15 protein-coding genes and 1 tRNA gene are annotated in these 16,749 nt (G+C 72.3%); 8 read left to right on the top strand and 8 right to left on the bottom strand.

Features of this window, described 5'->3' with window-relative positions; genetic code table 11:
- Positions 1 to 44 precede the first annotated feature (44 nt).
- From PZ894_RS11390 to PZ894_RS11375, 4 genes are all read right to left on the bottom strand, one after another.
- A tRNA-Val gene (locus PZ894_RS11390) sits at positions 45 to 116 on the bottom strand.
- A 178-nt stretch (positions 117 to 294) separates the two neighbouring features.
- On the bottom strand, positions 295 to 768 hold the full coding sequence (locus PZ894_RS11385) for a peroxiredoxin (protein ID WP_275744834.1): 474 nt from the start codon (positions 766 to 768) through the stop codon (positions 295 to 297).
- A 34-nt stretch (positions 769 to 802) separates the two neighbouring features.
- Positions 803 to 2,416 (bottom strand): AMP-binding protein, encoded by a 1,614-nt coding sequence (locus PZ894_RS11380; protein ID WP_275744833.1) that lies wholly within the window; start codon positions 2,414 to 2,416, stop codon positions 803 to 805.
- Positions 2,417 to 2,429: 13 nt separating this feature from the next.
- A complete protein-coding gene (locus tag PZ894_RS11375) occupies positions 2,430 to 2,870 on the bottom strand; it encodes a DUF3052 domain-containing protein (RefSeq protein ID WP_275744831.1) in 441 nt (146 codons plus the stop codon).
- A gap of 242 nt (positions 2,871 to 3,112) precedes the next feature.
- On the opposite strand from PZ894_RS11375, the gene aceE reads away from it, so the two are divergent.
- Positions 3,113 to 5,848: a pyruvate dehydrogenase (acetyl-transferring), homodimeric type gene (aceE, locus tag PZ894_RS11370; protein WP_275744912.1), complete on the top strand. Its 2,736-nt coding sequence runs from the start codon at positions 3,113 to 3,115 to the stop codon at positions 5,846 to 5,848.
- A gap of 60 nt (positions 5,849 to 5,908) precedes the next feature.
- On the opposite strand, the gene PZ894_RS11365 is transcribed toward aceE, so the two are convergent.
- Positions 5,909 to 6,844, bottom strand: coding sequence for an alpha/beta fold hydrolase (locus tag PZ894_RS11365; RefSeq protein WP_275744830.1), 936 nt, complete (start codon positions 6,842 to 6,844; stop codon positions 5,909 to 5,911).
- 136 nt (positions 6,845 to 6,980) lie between these two features.
- On the opposite strand from PZ894_RS11365, the gene PZ894_RS11360 reads away from it, so the two are divergent.
- From PZ894_RS11360 to PZ894_RS11330, 7 genes are all read left to right on the top strand, one after another.
- On the top strand, positions 6,981 to 8,171 hold the full coding sequence (locus PZ894_RS11360; protein ID WP_275744828.1) for a helix-turn-helix domain-containing protein: 1,191 nt from the start codon (positions 6,981 to 6,983) through the stop codon (positions 8,169 to 8,171).
- A 104-nt stretch (positions 8,172 to 8,275) separates the two neighbouring features.
- Complete coding sequence (locus PZ894_RS11355; protein ID WP_275744826.1) at positions 8,276 to 9,460, top strand: acyltransferase domain-containing protein; 1,185 nt, start codon at positions 8,276 to 8,278, stop codon at positions 9,458 to 9,460.
- Complete coding sequence (locus PZ894_RS11350) at positions 9,460 to 10,467, top strand: beta-ketoacyl-ACP synthase III (RefSeq protein WP_275744825.1); 1,008 nt, start codon at positions 9,460 to 9,462, stop codon at positions 10,465 to 10,467. Before PZ894_RS11355 ends, PZ894_RS11350 begins: the two co-directional genes overlap by 1 nt.
- Positions 10,468 to 10,533: 66 nt before the next feature.
- Positions 10,534 to 10,782, top strand: coding sequence for an acyl carrier protein (locus PZ894_RS11345; protein ID WP_082575284.1), 249 nt, complete (start codon positions 10,534 to 10,536; stop codon positions 10,780 to 10,782).
- 33 nt (positions 10,783 to 10,815) lie between these two features.
- Complete coding sequence (locus PZ894_RS11340) at positions 10,816 to 12,081, top strand: beta-ketoacyl-[acyl-carrier-protein] synthase II (RefSeq protein WP_275744822.1); 1,266 nt, start codon at positions 10,816 to 10,818, stop codon at positions 12,079 to 12,081.
- Positions 12,081 to 13,517 (top strand): carboxyl transferase domain-containing protein, encoded by a 1,437-nt coding sequence (locus PZ894_RS11335; RefSeq protein ID WP_275744820.1) that lies wholly within the window; start codon positions 12,081 to 12,083, stop codon positions 13,515 to 13,517. The genes PZ894_RS11340 and PZ894_RS11335 overlap by 1 nt, the downstream gene beginning before the upstream one ends.
- 57 nt (positions 13,518 to 13,574) lie before the next feature.
- The gene (locus tag PZ894_RS11330) at positions 13,575 to 14,096 is read left to right on the top strand and encodes a hypothetical protein (RefSeq protein WP_275744818.1); all 522 of its coding nucleotides are present in this window, start codon (positions 13,575 to 13,577) and stop codon (positions 14,094 to 14,096) included.
- A gap of 10 nt (positions 14,097 to 14,106) precedes the next feature.
- Here the strand turns inward: PZ894_RS11330 and PZ894_RS11325 are convergent, their stop codons facing one another.
- The 3 genes from PZ894_RS11325 to PZ894_RS11315 form a co-directional block, all read right to left on the bottom strand.
- The gene (locus PZ894_RS11325; protein ID WP_275744911.1) at positions 14,107 to 14,640 is read right to left on the bottom strand and encodes a DUF3145 domain-containing protein; all 534 of its coding nucleotides are present in this window, start codon (positions 14,638 to 14,640) and stop codon (positions 14,107 to 14,109) included.
- 145 nt (positions 14,641 to 14,785) lie between these two features.
- Positions 14,786 to 15,586: a protein phosphatase 2C domain-containing protein gene (locus tag PZ894_RS11320; protein ID WP_275744817.1), complete on the bottom strand. Its 801-nt coding sequence runs from the start codon at positions 15,584 to 15,586 to the stop codon at positions 14,786 to 14,788.
- Positions 15,587 to 15,644: 58 nt separating this feature from the next.
- Positions 15,645 to 16,607: a tetratricopeptide repeat protein gene (locus tag PZ894_RS11315; protein ID WP_275744815.1), complete on the bottom strand. Its 963-nt coding sequence runs from the start codon at positions 16,605 to 16,607 to the stop codon at positions 15,645 to 15,647.
- Positions 16,608 to 16,749 lie beyond the last annotated feature (142 nt).

The raw sequence follows: 16,749 nt of genomic DNA, 5'->3' as shown, positions 1-16,749 counted from the left end.
CCGAGAACCTACTACTCCCTGCCGTCGGAGGTGCTCGCGTGCTGTGGGCGCAGAGGGGATCGAACCCCCGACCACCTCCTTGTAAGGGAGGTGCTCTACCGCTGAGCTATACGCCCGTGACCGGAGCCCGAGGCCCGGAGCGCGCACAGACTACGCAGGAATCGGCGCGGGCACGAACTCCGGCCGCACAGGCCCGAAATGACGTCGAACCGCAGGCGTCTCGGGTCACCTGCGGCTCAACGGGTCAGAGAGTAGGACGTCACCCCGGGGATTGTCTGCAGATCGCCGACCGGTCTAGACCGGCTCCACGGCCGCCGCGAGCTGCCGCAGGTGCTCGTCGAGGTCACGACCCTCGGGCATCGCGTTGTGCACCGCCCAGCGCAGCAGCCCCTCCTTGTCGACGACGTACGACGACCGGCGCGGGCAGCCCTTGGCCTGGTCGAAGACCTCGTAGGCGCGCGTCACCTCGCCGTGCGGCCAGAAGTCGGAGAGCAGCGCGAAGTTCAGCCCGTCCTGGTCGGCGAACGCCCGCAGTGAGTAGACCGGGTCGCACGAGATCGCGAGCACCTCGGTCTCGAACGTCAGGAACTCGGCGAGCCGGTCGCGCACCCCCGCCATCTCGCCGGTGCACACGCCGGAGAACGCGTAGGGGTAGAAGAGGATCGCGACCGCCTTCTTGTCGCGGTACGACGACAGCGAGACGTCCTGGCCGAACTGGTCGCGCAGCGTGAAGTCGGGGGCGGGCGCGCCGAGCTCGAGACCTGTCATGAGGTCAATCCTGTCACCCGGCGGCGACGGCGCCTCAACCGGTGGACAGCTCCCGCTTGAGCACCTTGCCGGTCGCGTTGCGCGGCAGCTCCTCGATGAAGACGATCTCGCGCGGCACCTTGTAGCGGGCGAGGTTGTCCTTCACGTGCGCCTTGAGCGCCTCCTCGGTGACGTCGGCGCTGGCCACGACGTACGCCCGGAGCCTCGTGCCGAAGTCGGGATCGGGCACACCGACGGCCGCGACCTCGGCGACGGCGTCGTGGCGCATCAGGCAGTCCTCGACCTCGCGCGGGAAGACGTTCTCACCACCGGAGACGATCATCTCGTCGTCGCGACCCTCGACGTGCAGCCGGCCGTCGGGGTCGAAGCGGCCCACGTCGCCGGTCGACATCAACCCGTCGACGACCTCCTTCCCGCCGCCACCGGTGTAGCCCTCGAAGAGCAGCCCGTTGCCGACGAAGATCCGACCGGTCCCGCCGCGCGGCACCTCACGCCCGTCGGGGTCGAGGATCTTCACGACGGTGGCGTGCGGCGGCTTCCCGGCCGCCGACGGCGCGACCCGCAGGTCCTCGGGCGTGGCGATGGAGGCGTAGGCCACCTCCGTCGAGCCGTAGATGTTGTAGAGGTGGTCGCCGAAGCGGTCCATCCACTCGAGGGCGAGGTCGCCCGGCAGTGCCGACCCGGAGGATGCGACGACGCGGACCCGGGACAGGTCGTGGCCGGCCAACTCCGATTCGGAGAGCGCGAGCGTCCGCTGCAGCATCACGGGGATCACCACGAGCGAGTCGCAGCGCTCGGCCTCCGCGACCGCGAGGAACGCCGCCGGGTCGAACCTCCGGCGCAGGACCATCGTCGAGCCGAGCAGCATCGCCAGCGCGAAGTGGGCGAAGCCCCAGGTGTGGAAGAGGGGCGCCGCGATGTGCGTGCGCCAGCCGTAGCGCAGCGGCATCCGCGAGAGCAGCGACACCGCCGCGTCGACCCCGGCCTCCGACCGGGGCGCGCCCTTCGGCGTGCCGGTGGTGCCGGAGGTGAGGATCACGATGCGCCCGTGGCGGCCCGCCGGCTCGAGCTCGTCGTCGGAGTGCCGGGCGATCAGGCCGTCGAGGGTGTCGGCCTCCACCGACCGGTCGGTCCACGCCACCACCCGCGCGGGCACCTCCGCGGCCGCCAGCAGGTCGGTGAACTCCTCGTCGTGGACCACGACCGCCGGCCGCTCGCGCTCGATCACGTCGACCAGCTGCGGTCCCGCGAACGCGGTGTTGAGGTAGAGGAGGTCGGCCCCGAGCTTGGCCGCCGCGATCGTGACGTCGACGAATCCGCGGTGGTTGCGGCACATCACGGCGACCCCGTCGCCGCTCGAGACGCCCAGCTCGGCGAGGGCCCGGGCGAGCGCGTTCGACCGCCGGCGCAGCTCGTCGTAGGTCAGCGAGCCGCGCTCGTCGACGACCGCGACCCGCTGCGGGTCGAGGAGCGCGGCGGCGGTGAATCCGCCGGCCGGCCCGACGCCCCAGTCCCTGAGCGCCCGGGCCGTGCGGGCGAGCGCGACCGGGCTGTGGGGCCGGATCACGCCGGACTTCCCGAGGATCCGCAGGGTGGTGCCGGCGCCGGCGGCGCCGGCGAAGGCCTTCTCGAGGGCAGTGCTCTTCAACGGCCGGCCGGTGCTACGCCGGCGTGCGCGGCGCCACCAGGCGGGTGGCGGACCAGTCCTTGCTGACCGCGGCGGTCGTGGTCTGGGACAGACCGGCGATCGGCGCCGCCTCGGCGATGTCGGCGGGATCCACGGCGTTGGACCGCCCGACCTTCGGCGTGAGCAGCCAGATCGCGCCGCCACCGACCAGGTCGGTCAGCGCGTCGACGAGACCGTCCACGAGGTCACCGTCCTCGTCGCGCCACCACAGCAGCACGGCGTCGACGACGTTGCCGTAGTCGGAGTCGACCAGGTCGGCGTCGATCCGGTCCTCGATCGCGACCCGGAGCTCGTCGTCGGTGTCGGTGTCCCACCCCAGCTCCTGGACCACCATGCCTGCCTTGAAACCGAGTCGCTCGGCAGGGCCCGGTGCGGGGTCTGTCTGGGTGGACCCACCACCCGGGGTCGAGCTCAACGGTCGCCTCCTTCGGTCGTCCCGCCGCGGCGTGTCCCGCAGCGGTCGAGGTGGGGAGTAGTCCACCGGAGTTCCACCGGGGGCGCAACCCGTTCCCACAACCAGAGGGGTCCGGTGCCGATACCCATGGGTAAATTTCGTGCCGTGGGAGCGCGTGCAACGATGAGCAGGTGACCGAAGACGCAGTAACCACTTCTGACCCCGGCACGGACGCCAAGCGGAGCGGCACCACCCCGACCGTCATCCACGAAGGCCTGCCCACCCAGCTGCCCGACATCGACCCGGACGAGACCGTCGACTGGCTCGACTCCTTCGACTCGCTCGTCCGCGAGCGCGGCCGCGAGCGCGCCCGCTACGTGATGCTGCGCCTCCTCGAGCGCGCGCGCGAGTCGAACGTCGGCGTGCCGGCCCTGCGCAGCACCGACTACATCAACACCATCCCGCCCGAGCGCGAGCCGTGGTTCCCCGGCGACGAGGAGACCGAGCGCCGGATCCGCGCCTTCATCCGCTGGAACGCCGCCGTGATGGTGTCGTCCGCGAACCGCAAGGGCCTCGAGGTCGGCGGCCACATCGCGACGTACCAGTCTTCGGCCAGCCTCTACGAGGTCGGCTTCAACCACTTCTTCCGCGGCAAGGACCACCCCGGCGGCGGCGACCAGATCTACTTCCAGGGCCACGCCTCCCCGGGCTTCTACGCCCGCGCGTTCCTCGAGGGCCGGCTCACCGAGGAGCAGCTCTACAACTTCCGGCAGGAGGTCCAGCACGGCGCGCACGCCGGCCTCTCGTCGTACCCGCACCCCCGGCTGATGCCGGACTTCTGGGAGTTCCCGACGGTCTCCATGGGCCTGACCGGCCTCAACTCGATCTACCAGGCGCGGTTCAACCGCTACCTGCACAACCGCGGCGTCAAGGACACCAGCGACCAGCGCGTGTGGGCCTTCCTCGGCGACGGCGAGATGGCGGAGCCCGAGTCGCTGGGCGCGATCCGCGTCGCCGCGCGCGAGGAGCTCGACAACCTCGTCTGGGTGGTCAACTGCAACCTGCAGCAGCTCGACGGCCCGGTCACCGGCAACGGCAAGATCATCCAGGAGCTCGAGGCCAACTTCCGCGGTGCCGGCTGGAACGTCATCAAGGTCGTGTGGGGCCGGGAGTGGGACCAGCTGCTGGCGAGCGACGTCGACGGCGTCCTGGTCAACCGGATGAACACCACGCCCGACGGCGCGTTCCAGACCTACTCGGTCGAGAGCGGCGACTACATCCGCGAGCACTTCTTCGGCACCGACTCGCGGCTGCGCTCGATGGTCGAGCACATGACCGACGACCAGATCCGCAAGCTGCCGCGCGGCGGCCACGACTACCGCAAGGTCTACGCCGCCTTCGACGCGGCGACCAAGCACGTCGGCCAGCCGACGGTGATCCTGGCGAAGACCATCAAGGGCTGGACGATCGACGCCCTCGAGGGCAAGAACGCCACCCACCAGATGAAGAAGCTGACCCAGGACGACCTGAAGAGGTTCCGCGACCGCCTCTACCTGCCGATCTCCGACAACGACCTCGAGCGGGCCTACGAGGAGACCGGCGCGGCGCCGTTCTTCCACCCGGGGCCGGACTCCCCCGAGATCCAGTACATGATGGAGCGGCGCAAGCAGCTCGGCGGGTCGCTGCCCCGACGCGTGCTGCGCGCCAAGCCGCTCACGCTGCCCGGCGACGACATGTACGCCGAGCTCAAGCAGGGCGGCGGCAAGCACAAGATCGCCACCACGATGGCCACGGTCCGGCTCCTCAAGGACTGGATGAAGGACCCCGAGATCGGCAAGCGCATCGTGCCGATCGCGCCGGACGAGTACCGCACGTTCGGCATGGACTCGATGTTCCCGAGCGCGAAGGTCTACAACCCCGGCGGGCAGCAGTACGAGTCGGTCGACCGGAAGTTGTTGCTCTCCTACAAGGAGTCCGCGCAGGGGCAGATGCTCCACGAGGGCATCTCCGAGGCCGGCGGCCTCGCGTCGGCGACGGCCGCGGGCACGGCGTACGCCACCCACGGCGAGCACATGATCCCGTTCTTCATCTTCTACTCGATGTTCGGGTTCCAGCGCGTCGGCGACGAGATCTGGGCGATGACCGACCAGATGGCGCGCGGCTTCCTGATCGGCGCCACCGCGGGTCGCACCACGCTCACCGGCGAGGGCCTCCAGCACGCCGACGGGCACTCCCCGCTGCTCGCGGCGAGCAACCCCGCGGTCGTGCACTACGACCCCGCGTTCGCCTACGAGATCAGCCACATCATGCAGTCGGGCCTCGAGCGCATGTACGGCGAGACCGGGCCCAGCGGGCAGGGCGAGGACGTCGTCTTCTACCTGACCGTCTACAACGAGCCCGTCGAACAGCCCGCCGAGCCCGACGGCGTCGACGTCGAGGGGATCCTCAAGGGCATCCACCACGTCGCGGTCGGCGAGGGCGAGGGCCCCCGGGTCCAGCTGCTCGCCTCGGGCGTGGCGTTCCCGTGGGTCAAGGAGGCTCAGCGCCTGCTCCGCGAGGAGTGGGGCGTGCGCGCCGACACGTGGTCGGTCACGTCGTGGAACGAGCTCGCCCGCGACGGCGCCGCCGCCGAGGAGTGGAACCTGCTCCACCCGGGCGAGTCCCCGCGCACGCCGTACGTCGCGGACAAGCTCCAGGCCGTCGAAGGCCCCGTCGTCGCGGTGTCCGACTACATGCGTGCGGTGCCGCTGCAGATCGCGCGCTGGGTGCCCGGCGACTACCGCGTCCTCGGTGCCGACGGCTTCGGCTTCGCCGACACCCGCCCGGCCGCCCGACGCTTCTTCCACATCGACGCGCAGTCGGTCGTGGTCCAGGCCCTCCAGGCACTCGCCGACGCCGGCCAGGTCGACCGGGCCAAGGTCGAGGAGGCGTTCGCGAAGTACCGCATCGACGACCCCACCGCCGTCGCCGGCGTCCAGCAGGAGGGCGGCGACGCGTAGTCGACCCGCCGGAAACTGAACGCTGACCCGCCCGAAAGTTTCGGGCGGGTCAGCGTGATTTCAGCCCGCCTCGCCGACCGGTTCGACCGGCACCGACGCGCCGTTCCGCAGCAGGGCGCGGAAGCGGGCGCGGGAGTACGCCGCGGGCTCGGTGGTCCGGACGAACTCCTCGAGGACCTGGCAGAAGCGCTCGGGGTGGTCCTGGTGCGGGAAGTGGCCCGAGTCGGGGATCACCTCGACCCACGCCCCGGGCGCGAGCGCCGACACGGAGTCGGCGTGGCGGACCGGGATGACCCGGTCGTCGTCGCCCCACACCACCGCCAGCGGCATGGCCTCGGTGAGATAGGCGCGGTCGGCCATGGTGACGATCTGACCCTTCCAGTCGACCACCGCGCGGACGACGTGCCGGGTCGCGTGCCGGGCGTCGGGATCCTTGAAGGAGTCGAAGATGCGCGCGGCCTCGCCGAAGTCGCGGGTCTGCTTGCCACCGACCGCGGCGAGCGCGCGCAGCCCGGCGACGCCGAGGTGGCGCAGGCCGGGGAGGGTGAGCACGCCCATGAGCTCGTGGAAGCCGGGTATCGTGATCGCCCTGATCCCCGGGTGCACCTCGGGGCCGAGGCCGCCCGAGGCGACGATCATCAGGCGCTCGGTGCGCTCGGGGAACTGGTAGGCGAACTGCATCGCCACGCCGCCCCCGAAGCTGTGCCCGACCACGGTGGCCCTGTCGATGCCGAGGACGGTCAGCAGGTCGCGCATGCCGTTGGCGTAGCCGCCCACGCTGTAGTCGGCGCGCGGCTTGTCCGACTGCCCGCCCCCGAGCAGGTCGGGGGCGATCACGGTGTGCCGGCGGCTGAGCCGCTCGACCACCGCGTCCCAGGTGGTGTGGTCGCACGCGAGGCCGTGCAGGAGCAGCACGGCCGGTCCCGTCCCGGTCCTGACGAAGGCGCGCCGGTGACCGTGGATGGTCACGTGCTGCACGTCGTACCGGCCGGTCACTGGGCCTCTCCCTGGCTGCCTGCCCGCCTACGGGCGTAGACCGACGATTGAACCAGACGGGCACCCCGTCGCCGGCGCCGGATCCCCGTGTTCACCACTGTTTTGCGAGGAATCGCGGGTGCAATAGCCTCGCCACGTGGCCACCCCTCCCGGCGCCTTCCCGCACGAGCGGGCAGTCGAGGCGCTGCAGCGGGCGACGGGCGCACTCGCCACGGCCGCGATGACGCGGATGGACCAGGACATGGCCTGGTTCCGGTCGCTGAGCGCGGAGGACCGGTCCTGGGTGTCGACGATCGTCCAGGCCGGCATCCGCGGGTTCGTCGACTGGTACCGCCTCGCGGGCGACAAGCCCGCCCCCGCCGGGGAGGAGATGGTGGCCTCGGTGTTCGGCGCCGCGCCGCGCGCCCTCGCTGGCGTCATCACGCTGCAGCAGACGGTGGCGCTGGTGCGGCTCTCGATCGAGGTCGTCGAGGCCAACGTCGAGGAGCTGCTCGACCCGGAGGACGCCACCGACGTGATGGCGGCCGTGCTGCGCTACGCCCGCGAGGTCGCGTTCGCGACCGCCGAGGTCTACGCGCGGGCCGCGGAGGTCCGGGGCGCGTGGGACGCCCGCCTCGAGGCCCTGGTCGTCGACGCCGTGCTCCGCTCCGACCCCGACGAGGCGCTGCTCTCGCGGGCGAGCGCGCTGGGCTGGGCCGGGCGCGGCGAGGTCGCGGTCGTGCTCGGCAGCATCAGCTCCGAGCGTCGTGAGAGCGACACCTTCGACGACGTACGCCGGGTGGCCCGGGCCGCGGGCATGGACGCCCTCTGCGCGGTCCAGGGCGACCGGCTGGTGGTGGTCCTCGGTGGCGTCGCCGAGTCGCGGGCAGCGGCGGCGGTCGTCGTCGACCACTTCGGCCCGGGGCCGGTCGTCGTCGGACCGGTCGCCGGCGGCCTCGCCACGGCGCACGTCTCGGCCCGGGCCGCGCTGGCCGCGCACCGGTCGGCGCCCGGCTGGCCGGACGCGCCCCGCCCGGTGCGCAGCGCCGACCTGCTGCCCGAGCGCGCGCTCGCCGGCGACGGCCACGCGCGGCGTCACCTGGTCGAGGAGATCTACCTGCCGCTCGCCCAGGCCCGGGGCACGCTCATCGAGACGCTCTCGACGTACTTCCAGGAGGGCTCCTCGATCGAGGCGACCGGCCGCGCGCTCTTCGTGCACGCCAACACGGTGCGCTACCGGCTGCGCCAGGTCGCGGAGCTCACCGGCTTCTCCCCCGCCGACCCGCGCGAGGCGCTGACCCTGCAGATCGCCCTCGTGCTGGGCCGCCTCTCCGGCCGCACCCACTAGCACGCGCGTCAAGCGATCTTTGTAGGAGTCCTACAAAGACTCGCGGAGTGTTTTCGTGCGGGCCGCAGGCGAGGTCGGGGCCACCGGCGCGGCACAGTGGAGGGGTGCTCGTGATCGTCGCTCCCGGCCAAGGCGCCCAGACCCCCGGTTTCCTCGAACCCTGGCTGGAGGATCCCACCTTCGCCTCGCGCTTCGAGTGGCTCTCGACGGTCGCGGGCATCGACCTCGCCCACTACGGCACCGAGGCGGACGCCGACACGATCCGCGACACCCAGATCGCGCAGCCGCTGCTCGTCGCGACCGGCCTGGTCGCCGCGCTCGAGCTCTTCCCGCACCCGACCGACGCCTTCGGCAAGGTCAGCGCGGTCGCCGGGCACAGCGTCGGCGAGATCGCCGCGGCGGCCGGAGCCCGCGTCATCACCGCCGAGCAGGCGATGGTCCTGGTCCGTGAGCGTGGCAAGGCGATGGCGCAGGCGGCGGGCACGACGCCGACCGGCATGACCGCCGTGCTCGGTGGCGACCGCGAGGAGGTCCTCGCCGCGATCGAGAAGCACGGCCTCACCGCCGCCAACGACAACGGCCCGGGCCAGCTCGTGGCCGCCGGCACGATGGAGCAGCTCGCTGCCTTCGCCGACGAGCCGCCCGCCAAGGCCCGCCTGATGCCGCTCAGCGTCGCCGGCGCCTTCCACACCCACCACATGGAGCCCGCGGTCGGCCACCTCGCCTCCCTGGCCCGCTCGGTGTCGGTGCACGACCCGCGGACCCGCGTCATCTCCAACCGGGACGGCCGGGTCGTCCACGACGGCCGCGAGGTGCTGGCCCGCATCGTCGGCCAGATCGCCAGCCCGGTCCGCTGGGACCTGTGCATGGACACGATGCTCGACCTCGGCGTGACCGGCTTCCTGGAGATGCCTCCGGCCGGCACCCTCACCGGCATCGCCAGGCGCGCCCTCAAGGGCGTCGAGACCTTCGCGCTCAAGACGCCCGACCAGCTCGACGAGGCCCGCGCGTTCTGCGAGAAGCACGGCGAGTTCTCCGAGATCGAGACCACGCCGACCTGGCGGATGGTCGTCTCCCCCGCCAAGGGCACGTTCCACATCGCCCCCGAGGCCGCGGACGCCGACGTCCTCGCCGCGGGTACGACGATCGGCGAGATCGCCAGCCTCCGTGACCGCTCCGCGGTCGCCGCGCCGCACGGCGGCCAGGTCGTCGAGTGGCTCGTCGAGGACGGCGACCTCGTCTCCCCCGGTCAACCCCTGCTCCGTCTGCACCCCGAAGGAGGCCAGTGATGGCCGGTACCCCCCTCGCCCAGGTCGAGGGCGCCCGCCACGCCGCCATCCTCGGTCTCGGCTCCTACCGACCCAGCCTGGTGATCCCCAACGCCGACGTCGTCGAGGCGATCGACTCCAGCGACGAGTGGATCCAGCAACGCTCCGGCATCAGGCAGCGCCGCTGGGCCACCCCGGAGGAGACGGTGCAGATGATGTCGGTCGCCGCCGCGCGGACGGCCATCGAGCGCGCCGGCGTCGACCCCAAGCAGATCGACTGCGTGATCGTCGCGACGGTGACCCACATGTTCCAGACCCCGGCCGTCGCCACGGCCATCGCCCACGAGCTCGGCACCGACCAGGCCGCCGCGTTCGACATCTCGGCCGCGTGCGCCGGGTTCTGCCACGGCGTCGCGCTCGCCGCCGACCTGGTGCGCGGCGGCTCCGCCGGCCACGCGCTGGTCATCGGCGTCGAGCGCCTCTCCGACCTCACCGACGTGGGTGACCGCGGCACCGCCTTCATCTTCGCGGACGGCGCCGGCGCCGCGGTGGTCGGCCCGAGCGACACACCCGGCATCGGCCCGGTCGTCTGGGGCTCCGACGGCGAGCAGTTCGACCTCATCCGCCAGCGCGAGGACTGGCGCGAGGTCGTGGCCAGCGACCAGCCGGTCATGCCGCACCTGGTCATGCAGGGCAACGCGGTCTTCCGGTGGGCGTCGTACCAGATGGCGAAGACCGGGCAGCAGGCACTCGACCGCGCCGGCATCAGCATCGACGACCTCGACGTGTTCGTGCCCCACCAGGCCAACATGCGCATCACCGACGCGATGGCCCGCGCAATGAAGATGCCCGAGCGGGTGAAGATCGCCCGCGACATCGCCGAGCAGGGCAACACCTCCGCCGCGTCGATCCCGCTCGCGCTCGACCGGATGATCGAGGAGGGCGAGGCGCGCAGCGGCGACACCGCCCTGCTAATCGCCTTCGGCGCCGGGCTCGCGTACGCCGCGCAGGTCGTCACCGTCCCCTGACCGCCACCGCCCGAGATTCCACACGATTTTCCGCACCACCCACCGAACCCGACGAAAGGGAACAGCCTGATGGCCACCACCGAGGAGATCCGCGCCGACCTCGCCGAGATCGTCAACGAGGTCGCCGGCATCGACGCCGACGACGTCCAGCTCGACAAGTCCTTCGTCGACGACCTGGACGTGGACTCGCTGTCCATGGTCGAGGTCGTCGTCGCCGCGGAGGAGAAGTTCGGCGTCTCGATCCCCGACGACGAGGTCAAGAACCTCAAGACCGTGGGCGACGCCGTCGCCTTCATCGAGCGCGCCCAGGCCTGAGCCCGCCTGCGCGTCACACCCTTCAGGAGCAGCATGTCTTCCAAGCGAGTCGTCGTCACCGGCCTCGGGGTCACCTCCCCCGTCGGCGGTGACGTTCCCAGCACCTGGGACGCCCTGGTCAGCGGACGCTCGGGCGTCCGGCACCTGACCGACGACTGGGCCGAGGAGATGCCGGTCAAGATCGCCGGTCGCATCGCCGTGGAGCCCACCGAGGTCCTCGAGCGGGTCAAGGCCCGCCGCCTCGACCGCAGTTCGCAGTTCGCGATGGTCGCCGCCATGGAGGCGTGGGCCGACTCCGGCCTCGCCGCTCTGCAGGAGGCCGGCTCGCTCGACCACGACCGGCTCGGCGTCGCGATGGCCTCCGGCATCGGCGGCGTGACCACGCTCCTGGACAACTACGACGCGCTGAAGGAGAAGGGCCCGCGGCGGGTCTCCCCCTTGGCCGTGCCCATGCTGATGCCCAATGCGCCCGCGGCGCAGATCAGCCTCTACGTCGGAGCGCGCGCGGCGGTCAACACGCCGGTCTCGGCGTGCGCGTCCGGCAACGAGGCGATCGCCCTGGCGGTCGACCAGATCCGGCTCGGTCGGGCCGACGTGGTCCTCGCCGGCGGCACCGAGGCCGCCATCCACCCGCTGCCGATGGCGGCCTTCGCCAACATGATGGCGCTGTCGAAGACCGCCAGCGGCGAGGGGGGCGGGGACCCGACGAAGGTCTCCCGTCCCTGGGACACCGGGCGCGACGGCTTCGTCCTCGGTGAGGGCGCCGGCGTGCTGGTGCTCGAGTCCGAGGAGCACGCCAAGGCCCGGGGCGCCCGGATCTACGCGACCGTCCTCGGCGCCGGCGTCACGGCCGACGCCCACGACATCGCCCAACCGGATCCCGAGGGCCGCGGCGGCTCCCGCGCGATCCTGCGGGCACTCGCCGAGGCCGAGATCGGCCCGGGCGACATAGCGCACGTCAACGCCCACGCGACGTCGACGCCGCAGGGCGACATCGCGGAGGGCCTGATGCTGCACGCGACCCTCGGCGCCCACGCGACCGAGGTCGTCGTGACCAGCACGAAGTCGATGACCGGGCACCTGCTCGGGGGCGCCGGGGCGCTCGAGGGAGTTGCGACGGTGCTCGCGCTCCACCACCGCACCGCCCCGCCGACGATCAACCTGGACAACCAGGACCCGGCGGTCGACCTCGACATCGCGACCAAGGCCCGCGACCTGCCGCTCGGCGACATCGCGGCCCTCAACAACTCCTTCGGGTTCGGCGGCGCCAACGTGGCCGTCGCCTTCGGGTCGATCTGATGACGGCCACCGCCACGCCGAGGAAGCCGGCCAAGCTGCCCCGCGAGGAGGACCCCCGCAACCCGGTCCACCGGCTCACCGCCCTCCTCGACGAGGGCACGCTCGAGCTGATCACCCCCGACGACGACTCCGGCATGCTCGCGGCGGTCGGCAGCATCGACGGCACCCGCGTGGTCGCGTTCTGCTCCGACGCGACCGTGATGGGCGGCGCGATGGGCGACCTCGGCTGCCGCGTCGTCGTCGACGCCTACCACCGGGCGATGACCGACGGTGTCCCGATCATCGGCCTCTGGCACTCGGGCGGCGCCCGCCTCGCCGAGGGCGTGCTCTCGCTGCACGCGGTCGGGCGGATCTTCCACGCGATGACGCAGGCGTCCGGCAAGATCCCGCAGATCTCCGTCGTGCTCGGCCCCGCCGCCGGCGGCGCGGCGTACGGCCCGGCGCTGACCGACGTCGTGATCCTCGGCCCCGAGGGCCGCATCTTCGTCACCGGTCCCGACGTCGTCCGCTCGGTCACCGGCGAGGACGTCGACATGCTGCGCCTCGGCGGGCCGGAGCCCCACGGACGCCGCTCCGGCGTCGTGCACATCCTCGCCGAGTCCGAGCGGGAGGCGCTCGACCGCGCCCGCAACGTGGCCGGTCTGCTCGGCGCGCAGGGCAGCATGAACGTCGACGCGGTCGAGGACCGCGACCTCGCCGCCCTGCTGCCGGAGTCCAGGAAGCGCGCGTACGACGTGCACCCGCTCGTCGAGTCGGTGCTCGACGAGGGCACCGCCCAGGAGCTGCACGCCCGCTGGGCACCCAACATCGTCACCGCCCTCGGCCGCCTCGGCGGCCGCACGGTCGGCGTGATCGCCAACAACCCGCTCCGCCTCGGCGGCTGCCTCGACTCGCTCTCGGCGGAGAAGGCCTCCCGCTTCGTGCGGATGTGCGACGCCTTCGGCGTACCCCTCGTCGTGCTCGTCGACGTGCCCGGCTACCTCCCCGGCGTCGGCCAGGAGTGGGACGGCGTCGTGCGTCGCGGCGCCAAGCTGCTGCACGCGTTCGGCGAGTGCGTGGTCCCGCGGGTCACGCTGGTCACGCGCAAGACGTACGGCGGCGCCTACATCGCCATGAACGCCCGCTCCCTCGGCGCGACCAGGGTCTTCGCCTGGCCGGGGGCCGAGGTCGCGGTCATGGGCGCGGTCGCCGCCATCCGGATCCTGCACCGACGCCGGCTGGCGGAGGTCGCACCGGACATCCGCCCCCAGGTCGAGGCCGAGCTCGCGGCCGAGCACGAGCGCATCGCCGGCGGGGTCGAGAAGGCCGTCGAGATCGGCGTCGTCGACGAGGTCGTCGAGCCCGCCGGCACGCGCTCGGCGATCGCACGCGCGATCGAGGACGCGGTCCAGTCCGTCGGCGTACGCCGCGGCGCCCACGGCAACATCCCGCTGTAGGCGTCGCTCGCGCGACTCGGGCCGTAACGGCGGACGCGGGGCCGCGTTGGACCCGATATGGCGACCGTCACACGCATCGTCGCGTGTCTCGCGGCCGCCGGCGTCACCACCGGGCTGATCGCCGGCGTCCCGGCCCACGCGGAGCCGCGACGCAGCCCCGTCGACGCGCTCGCACCGCTCCTCGGACCCCTGATCGGTCCGCTGATCGGTCCGGCGCCCGAGCCCGCGCCGGAGCCCAGCCCGCCGCGCACCCGCGACTCCTACGGCAACACCGACGCACCGGACGGCGTGCTGCGCAGGGGATGTCGCAACTACCGCTACAGCTACACGGTCACCGCACCGACCGGCGAGTGGACCCTCGAGACCTTCCTGCGCGACCCGACCGGCGACTCGATCGCGTCGGGAGCCTTCATCTCCGACGCAGACCCGTCGACCGCCGGCGCCCGCTTCCGGTTCTGTCGCAGCGGCACCAGGCCAGGCCGGTTCACGATCCGCGCGAAGCTGATCTGGTTCGACCACGAGGGCGAGCACCCGGTCTGGCTCGAGCCCTCCCGCTTCCGCCTCACGCGGAAGCGCTGACGCGGACCGCTCAGACGACCTGGTGCAGCCAGCGCACCGGTGCGCCGTCACCGGCGTGGCGGAACGTCTCGAGCTCGTCGTCCCACGGCTTCCCGAGCAGCTTGTCGATCTCGACGAGCAGGGTGGTGTCGCCGAGAGCGGCCTTCACGACCGCGGCCTTCAGTCGGTCCTCGGGGATCATGATGTCGCCGTGCAGCCCGGTGACGGCGTGGAAGACACCGAGCTCGGGGGTGTAGGAGTAGCGCGCGCCCTCGGAGGACGCCGTCGGCTCCTCGGTGATCTCGAACCGCAGGTGGTTCCAGCCGCGCAGCGCGGACGCCACGGCGGCGGCCGAACCGGTCGCGCCGGCCCACGAGAGCTCGGCGCGGTAGGCGCCCGGCTGCGCCGCCTGGGGCGTCCAGTCCAGGCTCACGGGCACGCCGAGGACACCGCCGACGGCCCACTCGATGTGAGGGCACAGCGCGGACGGCGCTGAGTGGACGTAGAGGACGCCCCTCGTCGCGGTGCGGGTGGCAGTGCGTGCGGTCACCGTGACCTCCTTCATCTCCGGCGCGAGATGCGCCTTCCCCAGCGGTCTCACCGAAGATGTCTGCAGGCGTGAGTGACACGCATGTAGTTGTGTGGCCCATTGTGACAAATGGGGCTTGAGAACGCCAGCGTTACCGGCGCAACCGCCGGTGTCGGCTCGCTCAGACGTGGACGGAGGCGGGGTCCACGATGTTCGCCGGGTCCGTGAGCGCCCCGAGCACGGTGCCGTCCCCGACGACCTCGGGTCCGTCCTGGGCGTCCATCACCAGGCAGGTGACGTTGTCCTTGCCGCCGGCGGCGTTCGCGGCGTGGACCAGCACCCCCGCGGCGGCGTACGGGTCCGCCAGCGCCTTGAGCGCCTCCGCGATCTCCAGGTCGGGCACCAGGTCGGTCAGCCCGTCGCTGCAGAGCAGGAAGCGGTCGCCGACCCGCACGTGCAGCTCGGTCAGGTCGAGGCTGGGGTCGGCGCCGCCGTCGAGCGAGCGCAGCACGACGTTGCTCCACGGATGTCCGGCTCGCGCGTCCGCGTCGAGCTGGCCGCTGTCGACGAGATGCTGCACGTAGGTGTGATCGTGCGAGAGCTGGCTGAGGTCGCCGTCGCGCAGGAGATAGGCCCGGCTGTCGCCGACGTGCGCGAGCACGACGCGACGACCGTCGGTCGCGAGGGCGGTCAGGGTCGTGGCCATGCCCGTGCGCTCCGGGTCGGCCGTCACCCCGGCGCGCACGCTCGCGTGTGCGTCCTCGACTCCGCGCACCAGGACCGCGGCCGGATCCTCCCCGAACCGCGCCAGCGCGGTGGCCGCGACGACGTACGCCGACGTCGCCGAGGCGACCTCTCCCGCCGCCGCGCCACCGACCCCGTCGGCGACCACCGCGACGTACGGCCCCAGGAACGCGGCGTCCTCGTTGTGCGGGCGAACCCGCCCGACATCGCTGACGCCTCCGCCCGAAAATCGCAGCATGGATCGCCTCCTCGCCCGAGACTGCTGCGATCCTGCCCCGGGCGGCACGGCGGAAACCTCAGCCCAGTCGATTCTCGAGCGACGCGGCACGCTCCGCTGCGTCGGTGATCTCGTCGCCGTCGATCGCGTCGGTGCGGTGGAACCACGTCAGCGCGTCCTGGTCGCGGCCGGCCGCCTCGAGCGTGTCGGCGTACGCGTATCGCAGCCGCACGACCCAGGAGCCGCGGCTCTTGGACTGCAGCGGAGCGAGCTCGAGCGTGCGGAGGGCCGCGTCGAGCTGGCCCAGATCACGCCGGGCGCCGGCCTCGACGATCGTCATCTCGGCCTTGGCCTCCGGCGAGAAGTTCGCGACCCCGGGGCTCTTGGCGAGCTTGAGCGCGTCCTGCGGCTTCCCGAGCGCTCGGTGGCAGTCCGCCATGATCGGCAGGTACGCCGTGGCGCCGTTCATCCGCTTCGCGGCCCGCAGCTCGGCGAGCGCCTCGGCGTAGTGGCCGGCCGCGTAAGCCGCCTCGCCCGTCGCCTCCCGGACCACCGCGATCCGCGAGGCGCGCGCCCGTGCGGCCAGCGCGTGCTGGTAGGCCAGCTCGGGGTCCTGGTCGATGAACAGGCCAGCGGCCGCGAGGTGGCGTGCCACCCGCGCGGCCAGCTTCTCAGGCATGCCCTTGAGCTGCGCGGACACCGACCGGTCGAGCTCGCCTCCGGTGATGCCCTCGGGCAGCTCCGGGCCGTCGTAGGCGGCCTGATCGGCACTTCGCGTCGGCTTGTCCACCGGCTTGCCGCGCCCGGCCGGCTGCCGCGCGCTCGCGGGCTTCCCGCCGCGGCGCGGCGCGTCCTTGCCACCCCCTCGGCGGTCGTCCGGGCTCCAGCGCGTCGACCGCTCCGCAGACTTCCCGGACTGGCCTCGCTGCTGGCCCGACTTCTGGCCCGACCTCTGACCCGGCTTGCCCGAACGCCCGGCCGCAGGCTTGCCGCCCGTGGGCCTGCCGCCCGACGGACGCTGGCTTCGACGCTCCTCGGCCACGACTGTGTGCTCCCGGTTCTCGATGATCGCAAGGTGCTGAAATGAGTAGAGGCCACCTTACGGTGGCCTCTACTTGAGTGTATGTCCGGCGGCGTCCTACTCTCCCACAGCCTCTCGGTTGCAGTACCATCGGCGCTGAAAG

The sequence above is a fragment of the Nocardioides sp. YIM 152315 genome (assembly GCF_029210375.1).
Classification (GTDB): Bacteria; Actinomycetota; Actinomycetes; order Propionibacteriales; family Nocardioidaceae; genus Nocardioides.
The sequence above is the reverse complement of the archived record's forward strand: the minus strand, read 5'-3'. Positions and strand labels throughout refer to the sequence as shown.